Here is a 15,598-nt window from a genome sequence, read left to right as displayed (position 1 = left end):
CCTCAGCCGCGCTGGCCATGCCGTTTTTGCTTGAGCGCCATCACCACGCCAAAGCCCAGCAACAGGGTGACGGCCGAGGTGCCGCCGTAGCTGAGCAGCGGCATCGGCACGCCCACCACCGGCAGCAGGCCGGAGATCATGGCGCCGTTGACCAGCACGTAGGCGAACAAGGACAGGCCCACCGTGCCTGCAACCAGACGCGAGAACGGGTCCCGGGCATCGGCGGCGATCCACAGGCAGCGGGCGATCAGGAACAGGTACAGCGCCAGCACACCGGCAACGCCCAGCCAGCCGAAATCCTCCGCCAGCACCGAAAACGCGAAATCGGTGGTGTGTTCGGGCAGGTAGTTCAAATGCGACTGCGTGCCCTGCCCCCAGCCCTTGCCAGTCAGGCCGCCGCCGCCAATGGCAATCTGCGATTGCAGGATGTTCCAGCCCGCGCCCATCGGATCGTTCTCGGGATTGCGGAAGGTCAGGATCCGGTTGACCTGATACGGGCGCAGGAACGAGAACCACGTGATCGGCGCGAACATCGCCAGCGCGAAACCACCGCCGCCCAGCGCGCCGGCCGCGCCCCACCACCACCACGAGGTGCCGGCCAGAAACAGCACGAAGATGCCGGTGGCCAGCACCAGCACCGCAGTGCCCAGGTCATGCTGGAGCAGGGTCAGCCCGACCGGGACCGAAATGATCACCAGCGCCTTGAGCAGCACGCCGAAGCGCGGCGGCAGGGCATGCCGATCGAACTGCCAGGCCAGCATCATCGGCAGGCTGAGTTTGCACAGTTCCGACGGCTGCACGTTGAAGAAACCGAGCTTGATCCAATGGTTGCCGTACTTGCCGCCGCCGATGAACAGCACCAGCACCATCGGAATGAGCGAGAGCAGGAACAGTGCCGGGGTGGCCTGCTTGAGCAGCCGCGCCGGTGCCCGCGAGGCCGCCCACAGCGCCACCAGGCCGACGCCGAAGAAGGCGCCCTGCATCGCCACCCCGCGCAGTGACTCACCGCTGGCACTGTACTGGGTGGCCAAACCAACCCCCATCAGCACCGCCAATGCCGCCAGCAGCGGCAGGTCGAGGCTGCGGGCGAAGCGCTCGAGCAGATCCCGCAAAAAACGGAGCAGGTATTTCATGGCCGGCTCGCCCCCGCCGCATCGCGCTGGGCATCCGCACTGCCGACGACGTTGGAAAAATCCGGGCGCGGCGTTTCCGTCACCGCGGTCGGCAGCGCTGCGGCGGCGGGTTCGATCTTCCGGCCCACCAGCCAGGCATCGGCCACCTTGCGTGCAATCGGCGCCGCCGTCGATGCGCCGTAGCCGCCGCCTTCGATCGCGACTGCAATCGCGATCCGCGGCGCGTCGGCCGGCGCGAAGGCGATGAACAGCGCCCGGTGGCGCAGGTGCATGGGCAGGCTGCGCGGATTGAGCGCCGCCGCGCTGCGACGGCTGACCACCTGCGCCGTACCGGTTTTGCCGGCCATCAGGTAGGTCAGGCCGGGGCGGATGTTGGTGGCGGTGCCATAGCCGTGGATGGTTTCGATCATGCCTTCGCGCACCGCCTGCAGATGCGCCGGGCTGTTGCTCATGCGCTCGGCCGGCTTGGCCGGCACCGGCGTCCACGGCGCATCGAAGCGGGCGCGGGTATCCATCACCAGATGCGGCACGTGCAGCCAGCCGGTCGCGATGCCGCCGGTGGCCTTGGCCAACTGCAGCGGGGTGACGTTCCAGAACCCCTGCCCGATCCCGGTGATGACGGTATCGCCGGGATACCACCGGCCCTGCTTGGGCGCATTTTTCGCCTTCCACGCCGGCGATGGCAGGATGCCGCCGATCTCGCCCGCCAGATCGATGCCGGTGGGCCGACCGAAGCCGTAATGCCCCATGTACTCGTCGAGCCGGTCGATGCCCATGTCCAGGGCCAGCTTGTAGTAGTAGGTATTGACCGACTGCGCGATCGACTTGCGCAGGTCGGTCCAGCCGTGGCCACCGCGGTGGGAGTCCCCATAGCCGCGGCGTTGCCCCGGCAGGTAGAACATGCCGGTGGACAGGATCTTGTCCTCCGCCCGGCGCACGCCGCTGTCGAGCCCGGCCAGGCCGAGGAAGGGCTTGACCGTGGATCCCGGTGCCACCCCGCCCAGCACGATGCGGTTGAACTGCGGGCGCGAGGGGTTTTCGTTCAGCGCCTTGAAGGCGGCATGGCTGATGCCGTTGACGAACAGGTTGGGGTCGAAGCTGGGCAGGCTGACCATGGCCAGGATTTCACCCGTGCGCGGATCCAGCGCCACCGCCGAACCTTCAAGCTCACCGAAGGCGTCGGTCATCGCCCGCTGCAGGTCGATGTCGATCGACAGCTTCAGGTCGGTGCCCGCGGTGGCCGGGACCGTATCCAGCGTGCGCACGGTGCGCCCGGCGACGTTGGTTTCCATCCGCCGGTAGCCGGGCCGTCCGCGCAGCCGGGATTCGTAATAGCGCTCGATCCCGGTCTTGCCGGCGTGGGTATAGACACCGGCAACGTCGCCCATCTCGGCCTGGTCGCGCTCGTCAACCCGGCCGACATAGCCGACCACGTGCGCCAGCAGCGCGCCGTACGGATAGACGCGTTCGAGATAGGGCACCAGTTCGACCCCGGGCAGGCGCCAGCGATCGACCACGAAGCGCGCCGCCTCCGCCTCGGTGATCCGCAGCTTCAAGGTCACCGGACGAAACGGCCGGCTGCTGCGGTACTCGCGCAGGAACCGCTGCTGCTGGTCGGGGTCGAGCGCGATGATGCCGCGCAGCTTGCCCAGCAGCACCGCGCCATCGCCGGCGCGCTCGGGAATGGCCTCCAGCCGCCACGCCGCGACGTTGTCGGCAAGGATCTTGCCGTTGCGGTCGTAAATCAGGCCGCGCGCCGGCGCCACCGGCACCAGCCGCACGCGGTTGGCCTCGGAGCGGGCGGCGTAGGTGTCGTGCTGAAGCACCTGCAGACGGAAATACCAGCCTCCCAGCGCCAGCAGCCCGAGCGCGGCCAGCAGGAAACCCACCAGCGCGCGGCGCTGGAACAACGCCGCCTCGGCGGCCTGGTCTCGCATCGGACGCGAACCACCCCGCATGGCTCAGCCTTTCCGGCGCGCGCGCGCCAGGTCCAGGGCCAGATGCAGCGGCGGCCACAGCGCCAGGCCGACCAGCGGTCCGAGCCACACGCTCCACGGCCGCGCCGGCAGCCCCGCCACGGTCTGGACCACCGACACGATGATCTGGTCGTTGAGCAGCAGGACGCCAACCGAGAGTGCCTGTTGCGACATCGGGAAGAAACGCAGACGCGCGCGGAAGCGTTCGATGATGAAGGCCAGCACCACCAACCGCAGCGCCTGCTCACCCAGCAGGCTGCCGTAGGCCAGATCGCCCAGCACCCCGAAGATGAAAGCGAGGCCGGGCCCGACCCGCTCCGGAAGTTCCAGCAGCCAGTACGCCAGCACCAGCGCCGGCCAGTAGGGCCGCAGCGGCTGCAGCAGGCCGGGAAGCGGCAGCAGTTCCAGCAGGATCGCCAGCAGCAGGCTGATCGGCAGCACCCAGTTGTTGCGGGCCCGGGTCATGGTTGCCGCTCCTGCGCCGCGGCGGCGACGACGCCGGAAGCGCCCTGCGTCGTCGCGGATTGCGGCCGATAGCCGCGCAGCAGCAGCACGTCGCGACCGCGATCGAGCTGTGCGGCAGGAATCACGTCGCCTTCGAGAAAGGCCCGCGCATCGCCCGCGTGCAGTGCCTCGACCCGGCCCACGGTCAGCCCCGGCGGGAAGCGACCGCCCAGCCCCGAGGTCAGCAATTCATCGCCGACGCGCACGTCGGCCGATTGCGGAATATCCCCCAACTTCAGCTGGTGGCTGTCCCCGGTGCCGTACACGACCAGCCGCACCCCGCTGCGCGCCACCAGCACCGGCACCGCGTGATCGGAATCGGACAGCAGCAGCACGGTGGCGGTACCCGGCGTGGTGGAAATCACCTGCCCCATCAGCCCGCCGGCATCGATCACGGTTTGTCCGGGATGCACGCCGGCACGGCTGCCCACGTCCAGCAACAGGCGCTGGCGCGATGGATCCTGGTCGATGTCGATCACGCTGGCCAGCTGGACATCCAGCCGACGGCGTTCGGCGGTATCCAGCAGCCCGCGCAGGCGGGCGTTTTCAGCCGCGGCGGTGCGCAGGCGGGCATTGCGCGCCGAGGCCAGCAGCAGTTCGCGCCGCAGCCGCGCATTGTCCTCGGTCAACTGACCGAGGGTGGCCGCATTCTCGCTCAGGCTGCTGCCGATCCGTGCGGGCATGCCGGCCAGCCACCACAACGGCTGCACCATGACCTCCGCCCGCGTGCGCACCGCGTGCAGCCAGCCGCCGCGATGGTCGAACACCATCAGCGCCGTGGCCAGGATCAGAAACGCCAGCAGCCGCAGGACGCCGGCGGCTTCACCGGGACGGGCAGCGGAAGAGCTGGCAGAGCTGGGCACGTCAGGGCATCAACGGAGGTGGCTTGAAGGCGGCTTGGGAAGCAAGCGTGGCGACAGTTTGGCGCATGGAAGGGTCAACGCAAAAGGCACGGGAATTTGCGCAACCCGGCGGACATGCCACTTGCCTCACCGTGCGGAGCCGGGGCCGGTCGTGGCAGGCCGAACCCGGATACCGCTTATTCCGGCGTGAAAAACTCGTTGCCGTGCATGTCCACCAGCTCCAGCGCCCGCCCGCCGCCGCGGGCCACGCAGGTCAGCGGGTCGTCGGCGACCTGCACGTGCAGCCCGGTTTCCACGCTGATCAGCTTGTCGAGGTCGCGCAGCAGCGCGCCGCCGCCGGTCAACACGATGCCGCGCTCGGCCACGTCCGCGCACAGCTCGGGCGGGGTCTGCTCCAGCGCCAGCCGGATCGCCGCAACAATCCCCGCCAGCGGCTCGCGCAGGGCTTCCAGCACCTCGTTGGCATTGATGGAAATGATCTTGGGCACGCCTTCAGCCAGGTGGCGACCGGAGATTTCCATCTCGCGAACCGTCTCCTGCTGGTAGGCGTTGCCCAGCTCGAACTTGACCCGCTCGGCGGTGGCATCGCCGATCAGCATGCCGTGGTGGCGGCGGACGTAGGCGATGATCGCCTCGTCGAAACGGTCGCCGCCGATCCGCACCGATTGCGAATAGACGATGCCGTTGAGCGCGATCACCGCCACTTCGGTGGTGCCGCCGCCGATGTCCACCACCATCGACCCGCGCGGCTCGGTGACCGGCATCCCGGCACCGATCGCCGCCGCCATCGGCTCCTCGATCAAATAGACCTCGCGCGCGCCGGCTTCCTCGGCCGATTCCTTGATCGCGCGGCGCTCGACCTGGGTGCTGCCGGCCGGCACGCACACCAGCACCCGCGGGCTGGGCCGCAGCACGCGGCTCTTGTGCACCTTGCGGATGAAGTACTTCAGCATCTCCTCGGTGTAGCTGAAGTCGGCAATGACGCCGTCCTTCATCGGCCGCACCGTGGTCATGTGGCCGGGCGTGCGGCCGAGCATCTGCTTGGCCTCGCTGCCGACCGCCGCCACCGAACGCCCACCGCCGCCACGGTCCTGGCGCACCGCGACCACCGACGGCTCGTTGAGGACGATGCCCTGGCCGCGGACGTAGATCAGTGTGTTGGCGGTGCCGAGATCGATCGACAAATCGCTGGAAAAATAGCCCCGCAGGAACTTGAACATGGACACTGGCGCCGGAAGGTGGGGGAAGGCGCGCCGGGGGCGCGGGCGCAGGGCAAACCGAAGGCCGGCCGCCACATTGCCAAAGACCGCATAGCCTAGCAAATATTGCCGAAGTCATGCGCCCATGCGGCGCCTTGCCTTCAAACCGGCGTCCTTGGCTAAACATCCTTGTCTAACCAGGTGCCCCTGCATCCCTTCCGCAGCGTTTCGGCTGCGGCAGCACCAAATGCAGCCACACCAGCCCCAACACGGCCGAGACCATGGAGCCGCCGAGCACGCCGAGCACGCTTTCGGTGTAGTCCAGCGGCAGCCGCGCATAGGCCAGCGAGCCGACGAACAGGCTCATGGTGAAACCGATGCCGCACAGCAGCCCCAGCCCCAGCATTGCCCGCAGGTCCATACCGTCGGGAAAGCGGGCGATCTTGAAGGTGCGCAGCAGCAGCGCCGCGCCGACGATGCCGACCGGCTTGCCGAGGATCAGCCCCAGCGCGATCCCGGCCGGCAGTGCGGCGGTGAGGTCGGCCATGCGGATCCCGTCCAGCGCCAGGCCGGCGTTGAGGAAGGCGAACAGCGGCAGGATGCCCCAGGCCACCCAGGGGTGCAGCGCGTGTTCCAGGGTTTCCAGCGGTGAGTGCTCGACGGCATCGTCGATGACGTCGTGCGGATCGACGTGCGGGATCATCATCCCGGTGACAACGCCGGCCAGGGTGGCGTGCACGCCCGAGCGCAGCACCAGTGCCCACAGCAGCAATCCCAGCAGCAGATAGGGCGTGAGTGCGCGGACCTTGCTCCGATTCAAGCCGTACATCAGCAGCGCAACTCCCAGCGCCGCCAGCAGCATCCCGGCGCGCAGCTCATGCGAATAGAACACGGCAATGATCACGATCGCGATCAGGTCGTCGGCCACCGCAATTGTCGACAGCAGCACTTTCATGCCCAGCGGCACGCGCTTGCCGAGCAGGGCCAGCACGCCGAGGCTGAAGGCGATGTCGGTGGCGGTGGGGATCGCCCAGCCGCGCAGGGTTTCGCCGTTGCCGTGGTTGAAGCCGTAGAAAATCAGCGCCGGCGCGGCCACGCCGGCACAGGCGCAAATCACCGGCTGCAGCAGCTGGGCGCGGCTGGAGAGTTGGCCGGAGACCACTTCGCGCTTGATCTCCAGTGAGACCAGCAGGAAGAACACCGCCATCAAGGCGTCATTCGTCCACCAGTGCAGCGAGTGCGCCAAGCCACCGCTGCCCAGCGGGGCGTCGCGGATCAACAGATAGCCTTCGGCCAGCGGCGTGTTGGCACAAGCCAGCGCCAGCGCGGCCGCCAGCACCAGCACGATGCCGGCGGAGGATTCAAGACGGAAGAATTCGCCCAGCATGTGCTGGGCACGCGCGATGACGGTTGGAAAGGCATTCATTGCGCCAGTATAAGGAAGCGTGCGCCGGCACCGGCCGTTGCGCGGCGCGGCACCGGCATGTTGCCCGGCCCGGCTGCGCCGGTCGGCTCAGCCTTCAGGATTGAACTGCCGCCGCAGCCCCATCCACACGTCGGGATAGTCCATCTGCCGATGCGCCGCGGCCATCGCCTGCGCCACCGGGCGGATCACGCCACGGGTTTCGAACATGATCGCCATGGTGTCGGTGACGTAGTCGGGCTTGCTGGTATCGATCGCGCTGGCTTTCTCGAAGGTCGCCGCGTCCGGGCCGTGGCCGGTCATGCAGTTGTGCAGCGAGCAGCCGCCCGGCACGAAGCCTTCGGCCTTGGCGTCGTAGATGCCGTGGACCAAGCCCATGAATTCGCTGGCGACGTTGCGGTGGAACCAGGCCGGGCGGAAGGTGTCCTGCATGGCGAGGATGCGCGGCGGGAAGATGGCGAAATCGATATTGCTGGTGCCGGGCGTGTCGCTGGGCGAATGCAGCACCAGGAAGATCGACGGATCGGGATGGTCGAAGCTGATCGAGCCAAGCACGTTGAAGCGGCGCAGGTCGTACTTGTACGGCGCGTAATTGCCGTGCCAGCCCACCACGTCCAGCGGTGAGTGGCCGATCGGCGCGCGCCACAGGTGACCCTGGAATTTGGCGATCAGCTCGAAGTCGCCGTCGATGTCTTCATAGGCCGCGTTGGGAGTGAGGAAATCGCGGGTATTGGCCAGCCCGTTGCTGCCGATCGGCCCGAGGTCGGGCAGTCGCAGCAGGGCGCCGAAGTTCTCGCACACATAGCCGCGCGCCTGGCCGTCGGGCAGGGCGACGCGGAAACGCACGCCGCGCGGAATCACCGCGATTTCCTGCGGCTCCACGTCAACCACGCCCATGTCGGTTTCGATGTGCAGCCGGCCCAGCTGCGGCACGATCAGCAGCTCGCCGTCGGCGTTGTAGAAGTAGCGCCCCTGCATGTCGCGGTTGGCGGCGTACAGGTGCACGCCCACGCCGGTGCCGGCCTCGGCGCCGCCGTAGCCGCCCATGGTGAACAGGCCTTCGAGGAAATCGGCGGGCGCGGCCGGCAGCGGCAGCGCGTTCCAGCGCAGCTTCTCCGGGGTGGCGCGGCCGCCGAAATCGTTGTGGAAGGTGGGCTGCTCGAACGCCTCGAAACGGCCATGGACCGCGCCGGGGCGGATCCGGTACAGCCAGGCGTGGCGGTTGGCGTGGCGCGGCGCGGTGAACGCGGTGCCGGTGAGCTGTTCGGCGTACAACCCGTGCGCCACCTTCTGCGGCGAGTTGCGGCCCTGCGGCACGGTGCCGGGTACCGCCTCGGTTTCAAACCAGTTGCCGAACCCGGACTGGTAGCCGGTGGATTGGATCGTCATGTTTTTTGCTCCGCTGTCAGCCCCTCTCCCTGCGGGAAAGGGGTCAAGGGATTTGCGCGCGGGGCTTACAGCACGCCGCGCTTCATCTGGTCGCGTTCGATGCTCTCGAACAGGGCCTGGAAGTTGCCTTCGCCGAAGCCTTCATTGCCCTTGCGCTGGATGATCTCGAAGAAGATCGGGCCGAATGCGTTCTGGGTGAAGATCTGCAGCAGCTTGCGCTTGTGGGTCTGGACGTCGGCGTCGATCAGGATCGAGTTCTTGCGCAGGCGCGGCAGGTCCTCGCCGTGCTCGGGCACGCGGATATCGACCACGTCGTAGTAGGTGTCGGGGGTGTCGAGGAAGGCCACCCCGGCCTTGTGCATCGCCTCCACCGTGGCGTAGATGTCGTTGGTGAACAGCGCGATGTGCTGGATGCCTTCGCCGTGGTAGTCGCGCAGGTATTCGTTGATCTGCGATTTCTCGTCCGAGGATTCATTGAGCGGGATGCGCACGATCCCGTCCGGCGCGGTCATCGCCTTGGACAGCAGGCCGGTCTTGGAGCCCTTGATGTCGAAATAGCGGATCTCGCGGAAGTTGAACAGCTTCTCGTAGTACTCCGACCACTTCTGCATGTTGCCCACGAACAGGTTGTGGGTCAGGTGGTCGATGAAGGTCAGGCCGAAGCCGAACGGCTGGGTGTCGGCGCCTTCAAGCGGTTCGAAGTCGGCGTACAGGTTGGCGTCGTTGGCGTCGACCAGATACAGCATGCAATCGCCGATGCCCTTGATTACCGGCGCGTCCACCGCGCGGGTGTCGGCGCGGAATTCCATCTTCTCGCCGCCGTTGGCCAGCACGTGCGCCAGCACCTCGGCCGGCGCGCGCTTGAAGTTGATCGCGAATCCGCAGGCCGACTGGCCGTGCCGCTGCGCAAAATCGGAGGCGAAGGACTCCTCGGTTTCGTTCAGCAGGAAGTTGGCGCTGCCCTGGCGCAGCAGGGTGATCGCGCGGCTTTTGTGGCGGGCGATGGCGGCAAAGCCCATGCGCTCGAGATAGGCGCGCATCGCCGCGCCTTCGCCCCTGGGCGCGGCGAATTCGACGAATTCGAAGCCGTCGATCCCCATCGGGTTGTCGAAGGTGGTCGGGGTCATCCCGAGGTTGAGGTCGGTGCTGGCGCGCTGGACGGCCATGGCGGGCTCCTTGCTGGAAAGTTGCAACACGGGCCTTTATAGTTTCATATGAAACCAATTTCAAGGCACAGTGCAGCATGGCCGCCAGCGCGAAAAGACCCCGTGAAGCCTGCCGCGGCGCGGATTCCGGCGCGGTGCTGGTGCTCGAACGCTTCCTGCCCTACCGGCTGTCGATCCTGACCAACCACGTCAGCCAGGCCATCGCCGACCTGTACGCGCAGCGCTTCGGCATCGGCGTCACCGAGTGGCGGGTGATCGCCGTGCTGGGGCGGTTTCCCGGCAGCTCCGCCAATCAGGTGGCCGACTACACCGCGATGGACAAGGTGGCGGTCAGCCGCGCGGTGGCGCGCCTGCTCGAACGCGGGCTGATCACCCGCCGCCGGCACGCCACCGACCGCCGGCGCTCGGTGCTGGCGCTGTCGGCGGAAGGCCGGCGCATCCACGCCGGCATCGCGCCGCTGGCGCTGGGGATCGAGCAGCGCATCCTCGCCGCGCTGCGCCCGCGTGAACGCGATCTGCTGTTCCGCCTGCTCGACCGCCTCGACGCGCTGGACCTGCACGCGGAGGTGGCGGGTCAGGGCGTTTAGCTGGGTCGTCCGCCCGCCTCAGTAGCGGTCGTTCAGCGCGAAAATCGGCGCGCGGTCCTTCCACGTGCCTTCGGTGAAATCCGGGAACTCCAGGGTCTTGTAGCCTTCGGCAATGGATTGCTCCGACAGCGGCGTGATCGCACTCCAGGCCACCGCATCATGGATGTCGATCGGCATCGGCTCGCCCGCTTTCAGCGCTTCGATGAAAGCGTGGACCACGAACCAGTCCATGCCGCCGTGGCCGGCGCCGGCGGCCTGCTGCGCGTACCTGCGCCACAGCGGATGGTCATACTCGTCGTAATACGCCTGCGCGTCCTGCCAGCGGTGCTTTTCGCTGCGGCCTTCGATGTGCACCGATTTGTTGAGATCCATCCACAGCTCGTCCGTGCCCTGCACCCGGAAGCCGAGCGAATACGGGCGCGGCAGGCAGGTGTCGAGTTGGAGAATGATCGTTTCGCCGTTCTCGCAGCGCAGCGTGGTGGTGATCAGATCGCCGAGCTTGAACGTGATCTTGGCGTTGGGGTGGTCGGGGCCGCCCTTGGGGTGATTCACGATGTAGTCGTGCAGCCCGCGCGCCTTGCTGGCGAAACTGTTGATATGGGTGAAGCGGTTGCCGCGGTGGATGTTTGCATACATCGCACAGGGGCCGATGCCGTGGCTGGGATAGAGATCGCCGTTGCGGTCGATCGCATGCTGGGTGCGCCACTGCGCCTCGGAGAAGCCCTTGGCGCCGTATTCCACGCCGCTGCCGTAGGGCTCGGCCGGGTTGCCGGAATTGAAGCGCACCCCGCGCAGGTCGTGCTCGTAGCCGGCCTGCAGGTGGATGAGCTCGCCGAACAGGCCGGCGCGCACCATCTGCAGCGCCGCCAGCACGTCGCGGCGATAGCACACGTTCTCCAGCAGCATGTAGGGCGTGCCGGTGCGCTGCTGGGCGCGCAGCACGTCCCAGTGGTCTTGCAGGGTGATCCCGGCCACCACCTCGCAGCCCACCGCGATCTTCGCTTCCATCGCCGCGATGGCCATGGGCGCATGCCATTCCCACGGCGTCACGATGAACACCGCATCGAGGTCGGTGCGCCCCAGCAGTTTCCGCCAGGCATTCGGATCGCCATTGCCGCCGTATTCCTTCGGCTGGCGCCGGCCGGACTTCCCGATGATGGCGCGGGCCATGTCCGGCATCACCCGCTGGGTGTCGCAGATCGCCACCAGCTCGACGTCGTCGCGGCTCAGGATCGGCCCAGCTGCGACTGCCCGCGCAGGCCGGTGCCGATCATCGCCACCTTCAGCCGTGAGCGCGGCTTGGCGAATCAGGGTGTGAGCGCGCTGGCCGCAGTCGCAACCCCGACGGCGGCGGAAGAAACAAGGAAATCGCGGCGCTTCATGGCGTGGCTCCGAAGGACAGACCCCTCGCAGGGTAGTCCAAGCGACCGTCGGTGGCGCAAACGAACACGGCAGCCGCAGCCGCCGTGTTCGCATTGCCGATACCGCGCCGGCTTATTTCACGCCGTGCATCAGTTTGTTGATCAAGGGTGCGATCAGGAACAACAGCACGCCCGCGCCGATCAGCACCCAGAAGCCGAAGGTGTAGCCGGAGTGCGCCGAGGTGACGGTCATGCCGCCTTCGCCGCTGATCACGCTGGCGAAGATGCCGGACAGGTTGTTGCCGATGGCAGTGGACAGGAACCAGCCGCCCATGCCGAAACCGACCAGCCGCACCGGCGCCAGCTTGGTCACCATCGACAGTCCGATCGGCGACAGGCACAGCTCGCCCACCGACTGGATCACGTAGACCATGAACAGCGTCCAGAACGGGATCTTCATCGTCTGCGGATCGACCATGCCCGACAGCGCCACCATCAGCAGCAGGAAGGCCAGGCCGTTGAAGATGATGCCCAGGCCGAACTTGCGCGGAATCGACGGATTGGCGCGGCCCATCCGCACCCAGATCCAGGCGATGATCGGGGCCAGGGTGATGATGGCCAGCGAGTTCACCGACTGGAACCAGCCCACCGGGAAGGTCCAGCCGCCAAGGTCACGCTGCACGATGTTCTGGGCGAGGAAGTTGAACGAGCTGCCGGCCTGTTCGAAGAACATCCAGAACAGCACGTTGAAGGCGAAGATGATCAGCATCGCCAGCGACTTGTCGCGCGCCACCGCGCCGTTCTGGATGCCTTCGCGCAGGATCAGCACGCACAGCGCCAGGAACAGGATCCCGAGGATCCACGCCAGCACGCTGGCATCGATGGTCAGCAGGAAGAAAATCAGCGGGATCGCGACCACCACGCCCGCGGCCACCATCAGCGGTTTGGCAAACCCCTCGCTGCCGGCGATCGGCTTGCCGATGCCCTGCAGACGCACGCGCCCGAACCAGAACCACACCAGGCTGACCAGCATGCCGATGCCGGAGGCAATGAACACGGCCTTGTAGGCCGGCATCGCCGAGGACCCGCCGAACATGTGCTCGGCCAGATAGCCGGTCAGGATCGGAGCGATGAACGCGCCGGCGTTGATGCCCATGTAGAACAGGGTGAAGCCGGAGTCGCGGCGCTCGTCGCCGGGCGCGTACAGCTGCCCGACCATGGTGGAGATGTTCGGCTTGAACAGGCCATTGCCGGCAATGATGGTGGCCAGACCGATGCGGAACACGGTCTCGTTCGGAATCACCACCATGAACAGGCCTGCGGCCATCACCACCGCGCCAATCAGGATCGAGCGCTGGTAGCCGATCACCTTGTCCGCGACGTAGCCACCGAACAGCGCGGCCGCGTACACCAGCGCCAGATAGGCGCCGTAAAGGCGGCTGGCGTGCGCCTCGCCGGAGCTGTCGCCGCCGAAGAATTCCGCCACGATGTACAGCGCCAGCGCCCAGCGCATCCCGTAGAACGCGAAGCGCTCCCAGAACTCGGTCATGAACAGCATCCACAGCGGACGCGGGTGCCCCATGACCTGCTTGAATTCCGGCAACAGCTCCGGCGTGGATGGTGTGGCTGCGCTCATGCGTTTAGGTCCCTTCGTTGCCTGCGATGGTGTGGCTGCGGCTGCCGGGATAACTGGCGCGCAACCGCCGAAGCATCACCGAACCGGGGCGGCAACGTCAAACGGTGCGCATTCAGGCGGGATGCGGCGGGCCAGCCCGCGGCCGCGACGGGCGCCGCGGCCGGCGTCGCGGCTGGTCGAAGCGGCCCACACGCCTGCGTATTGCGGCAACGCAACAAAAGACGCGCGCCGGCGAGCGGCTACAATAGAGGGATTGCTCCAATTGCTCACCTGGATGGATGCCCATGGCCATCGCCGCCAGTTTCGAAATCGAATACCTGCAATACCTCAAGCCGGACGGCAAGCTGGTCGGCAAGCTGCCGCCGGCGGTGAAGGACGCCAAGGCGCTGCTGCCGATCTTCAAGCAGATGCTGTTCCTGCGCACTTTCGACGGCAAGGCGATTGCCCTGCAGCGCACCGGCAAGCTCGGCACCTACGCTGCCTGCCTCGGTCACGAGGCCACCCACGTCGGGATCGGCGTGGCGATGCGGCCGGAGGACGTGTTCGCGCCCAGCTACCGTGAATACGGCGCGCAGTTCGCGCGCGGGGTGAAGCCGCGCGACGTGCTGATGTACTGGGGCGGCGACGAGCGCGGCAATGACTATGAAATTCCGAAGAACGACTACCCCTGGTGCGTGCCGATCTCCACCCAGATGCTGATGGCCTCGGGCGCGGCACTGTCGTTCAAGCTGCGCAAGCAAAAGCGCGTGGCGGTGGCGGTGTGCGGTGACGGCGGCAGTTCGAAGACCGATTTCTACGCTGCGCTCAACACCGCCGGTGCCTACACCTCGCCGCTGGTGCTGTGCGTGGTCAACAACGGCTGGGCGATCAGCGTGCCGCGCAGCGCCCAGACCGGCGCCGAAACGCTGGCGCAAAAGGGCCTGGCCGGCGGCCTGTATTGCCTGCAGGTGGACGGCAACGACCTGATTGCGGTACTCGAAGCGATGCGCCGCGCCACCGAACGCGCGCGCAAGGGCGAAGGCGGCAGCGTGATCGAATTCATGACCTACCGCCTGCACGACCACACCACCGCCGACGACGCCCGTCGCTATCGCGGCGAGGACGAGGTCAAGGCAGCCTGGAAGAAAGAACCCTTCATCCGCCTGCGCAAGTTCCTGATCGACAAGAAGCTGTGGAGCGAGAAGGAAGAAAAAGCCTGGATCGAGGAGTGCACGAAGAAGGTGGACGAGGAAATCAACGCCTATCTGAACACCCCGGTGCAGCCGGTCGAGGCGATGTTCGACTATCTGTACGCCGAGTTGCCCGAGGACCTGCAGGGGCAACGTGCGGAAGCGTTGGCACGGGAGGGCCGGGCATGAGCGCGCAACCGATTACCTTGATCGAGGCGATCACCCAGGCGCTGGCCTGGGAGCTGCGCCACGACGATTCCGTGGTCGTGCTGGGCGAGGACGTCGGCGTCAACGGCGGCGTGTTCCGCGCCACCGCCGGGCTGTCGGCCGAGTTCGGCCCCGAGCGCATCCTCGACACCCCGCTGGATGAAACCAGCATCGCCGGATTGACCGTGGGCATGGCCTCGCAGGGCATGCGCCCGGTGGCCGAGGCCCAGTTCGACGGCTTCGTCTATCCGATGGTGGACTTTTTGATCAGCCACGCCGCGCGCATGCGCTACCGCACCCGCGGCCGGCTGACCTGCCCGATGGTGCTGCGGGTGCCGTGGGGCGGCGGCATCCGCGCGCCGGAGCACCACAGCGAGGCCAACGAGGCGATTTTCACCAACGTGCCGGGCTTGCGGGTGGTGATGCCGTCCAGCCCGCAGCGCGCCTACGGCCTGCTGCTGGCGGCGATCCGCGACCCGGATCCGGTGATCTACATGGAGCCCAAGCGCATCTACCGGCAGTACAAGGAACTGGTGCCGGATGATGGCGAGGCGCTGCCGCTGGACGTGTGCTACGTTCTGCGCGACGGCAGCGACATCACCCTGGTCACCTGGGGCGCACAGGTCAAGGAAACCCTGGAAGCCGCCGACGCCCTGGCGAAGGAAGGCGTCAGCGCGGAAGTCATCGACGTGGCCACCCTGACCCCGCTGGACTTCCCGACCATCGCCGAATCGGTGAAGAAGACCGGCCGCTGCGTGATCGTCCACGAAGCCCCGCGCACCGCCGGCTTCGGCGCCGAGATCGCGGCGCGGATCGCCAGCGATTGCCTGTTCGACCTGCTGGCGCCGGTCGAGCGTGTGACCGGCTACGACACCCACATCCCGCTGTTCCGGCTCGAAATGAAATACCTGCCGAGCGTGGACAAGGTGGTCGCCGCGGCCAAGCGGGCGATGGCGTATTCGTGAGCTGAACTCCTCCCGTTCAC

The 15,598-nt window shown here is 67.2% G+C and carries 10 protein-coding genes and 3 pseudogenes; 3 read left to right on the top strand and 10 right to left on the bottom strand.

The window, feature by feature from the left end; translation table 11 throughout:
* Positions 1-2: 2 nt before the first annotated feature.
* From rodA to hppD, 8 genes and pseudogenes are all read right to left on the bottom strand, one after another.
* On the bottom strand, positions 3-1,133 hold the full coding sequence (gene rodA / locus M9902_RS06090) for a rod shape-determining protein RodA (RefSeq protein ID WP_297221573.1): 1,131 nt from the start codon (positions 1,131-1,133) through the stop codon (positions 3-5).
* Positions 1,134-1,252: 119 nt separating this feature from the next.
* Positions 1,253-3,091: pseudogene (gene mrdA, locus M9902_RS06085) on the bottom strand (penicillin-binding protein 2); the annotation flags it as partial.
* A gap of 3 nt (positions 3,092-3,094) precedes the next feature.
* Positions 3,095-3,574, bottom strand: coding sequence for a rod shape-determining protein MreD (gene mreD, locus M9902_RS06080; RefSeq protein WP_297175545.1), 480 nt, complete (start codon positions 3,572-3,574; stop codon positions 3,095-3,097).
* A 62-nt stretch (positions 3,575-3,636) separates the two neighbouring features.
* A pseudogene (mreC, locus tag M9902_RS06075) lies at positions 3,637-4,476 on the bottom strand (rod shape-determining protein MreC); the annotation flags it as partial.
* 176 nt (positions 4,477-4,652) lie between these two features.
* Positions 4,653-5,696, bottom strand: a complete 1,044-nt coding sequence (locus tag M9902_RS06070) for a rod shape-determining protein (protein ID WP_297175543.1) — start codon at positions 5,694-5,696, stop codon at positions 4,653-4,655.
* Between the two features lie 172 nt (positions 5,697-5,868).
* On the bottom strand, positions 5,869-7,101 hold the full coding sequence (gene nhaA / locus M9902_RS06065; RefSeq protein WP_297221572.1) for a Na+/H+ antiporter NhaA: 1,233 nt from the start codon (positions 7,099-7,101) through the stop codon (positions 5,869-5,871).
* A gap of 87 nt (positions 7,102-7,188) precedes the next feature.
* On the bottom strand, positions 7,189-8,487 hold the full coding sequence (hmgA, locus tag M9902_RS06060) for a homogentisate 1,2-dioxygenase (RefSeq protein WP_297221571.1): 1,299 nt from the start codon (positions 8,485-8,487) through the stop codon (positions 7,189-7,191).
* 65 nt (positions 8,488-8,552) lie between these two features.
* Positions 8,553-9,653, bottom strand: coding sequence for a 4-hydroxyphenylpyruvate dioxygenase (gene hppD, locus M9902_RS06055; RefSeq protein WP_297221570.1), 1,101 nt, complete (start codon positions 9,651-9,653; stop codon positions 8,553-8,555).
* A 77-nt stretch (positions 9,654-9,730) separates the two neighbouring features.
* On the opposite strand from hppD, the gene M9902_RS06050 reads away from it, so the two are divergent.
* Positions 9,731-10,240, top strand: a complete 510-nt coding sequence (locus M9902_RS06050; RefSeq protein WP_297175534.1) for a MarR family winged helix-turn-helix transcriptional regulator — start codon at positions 9,731-9,733, stop codon at positions 10,238-10,240.
* An 18-nt stretch (positions 10,241-10,258) separates the two neighbouring features.
* Here the strand turns inward: M9902_RS06050 and M9902_RS06045 are convergent.
* Both M9902_RS06045 and M9902_RS06035 read right to left on the bottom strand, forming a co-directional pair.
* A pseudogene (locus tag M9902_RS06045) lies at positions 10,259-11,622 on the bottom strand (Gfo/Idh/MocA family oxidoreductase).
* A gap of 112 nt (positions 11,623-11,734) precedes the next feature.
* A complete protein-coding gene (locus M9902_RS06035; RefSeq protein WP_297175530.1) occupies positions 11,735-13,237 on the bottom strand; it encodes an oligopeptide:H+ symporter in 1,503 nt (500 codons plus the stop codon).
* A 284-nt stretch (positions 13,238-13,521) separates the two neighbouring features.
* Between M9902_RS06035 and pdhA the strand changes: the two genes are divergently transcribed.
* Together pdhA and M9902_RS06025 are read left to right on the top strand one after the other, a co-directional pair.
* A complete protein-coding gene (pdhA, locus tag M9902_RS06030; RefSeq protein ID WP_297175529.1) occupies positions 13,522-14,595 on the top strand; it encodes a pyruvate dehydrogenase (acetyl-transferring) E1 component subunit alpha in 1,074 nt (357 codons plus the stop codon).
* Positions 14,592-15,578 (top strand): alpha-ketoacid dehydrogenase subunit beta, encoded by a 987-nt coding sequence (locus tag M9902_RS06025; protein ID WP_297175527.1) that lies wholly within the window; start codon positions 14,592-14,594, stop codon positions 15,576-15,578. Before pdhA ends, M9902_RS06025 begins: the two co-directional genes overlap by 4 nt.
* Positions 15,579-15,598 lie beyond the last annotated feature (20 nt).

Origin of the sequence: Thermomonas sp., assembly GCF_023953935.1 — a bacterium.
Classification (GTDB): domain Bacteria; phylum Pseudomonadota; class Gammaproteobacteria; order Xanthomonadales; family Xanthomonadaceae; genus Thermomonas.
Note: the sequence above shows the minus strand (reverse complement) of the source record. Positions and strands in the feature narration are given on the sequence as shown.

What these genes read in the sequence shown, in the direction of transcription:
- M9902_RS06050 (WP_297175534.1), top strand. Translation starts at nt 9,731, where the DNA reads ATGGCCGCCAGCGCGAAAAGACCCCGTGAAGCCTGCCGCGGCGCGGAT.
- M9902_RS06070 (WP_297175543.1), bottom strand. Translation starts at nt 5,696, where the DNA reads ATGTTCAAGTTCCTGCGGGGCTATTTTTCCAGCGATTTGTCGATCGAT.
- M9902_RS06035 (WP_297175530.1), bottom strand. Translation starts at nt 13,237, where the DNA reads ATGAGCGCAGCCACACCATCCACGCCGGAGCTGTTGCCGGAATTCAAG.
- rodA (WP_297221573.1), bottom strand. Translation starts at nt 1,133, where the DNA reads ATGAAATACCTGCTCCGTTTTTTGCGGGATCTGCTCGAGCGCTTCGCC.
- M9902_RS06025 (WP_297175527.1), top strand. Translation starts at nt 14,592, where the DNA reads ATGAGCGCGCAACCGATTACCTTGATCGAGGCGATCACCCAGGCGCTG.
- pdhA (WP_297175529.1), top strand. Translation starts at nt 13,522, where the DNA reads ATGGCCATCGCCGCCAGTTTCGAAATCGAATACCTGCAATACCTCAAG.
- nhaA (WP_297221572.1), bottom strand. Translation starts at nt 7,101, where the DNA reads ATGAATGCCTTTCCAACCGTCATCGCGCGTGCCCAGCACATGCTGGGC.
- hmgA (WP_297221571.1), bottom strand. Translation starts at nt 8,487, where the DNA reads ATGACGATCCAATCCACCGGCTACCAGTCCGGGTTCGGCAACTGGTTT.
- mreD (WP_297175545.1), bottom strand. Translation starts at nt 3,574, where the DNA reads ATGACCCGGGCCCGCAACAACTGGGTGCTGCCGATCAGCCTGCTGCTG.
- hppD (WP_297221570.1), bottom strand. Translation starts at nt 9,653, where the DNA reads ATGGCCGTCCAGCGCGCCAGCACCGACCTCAACCTCGGGATGACCCCG.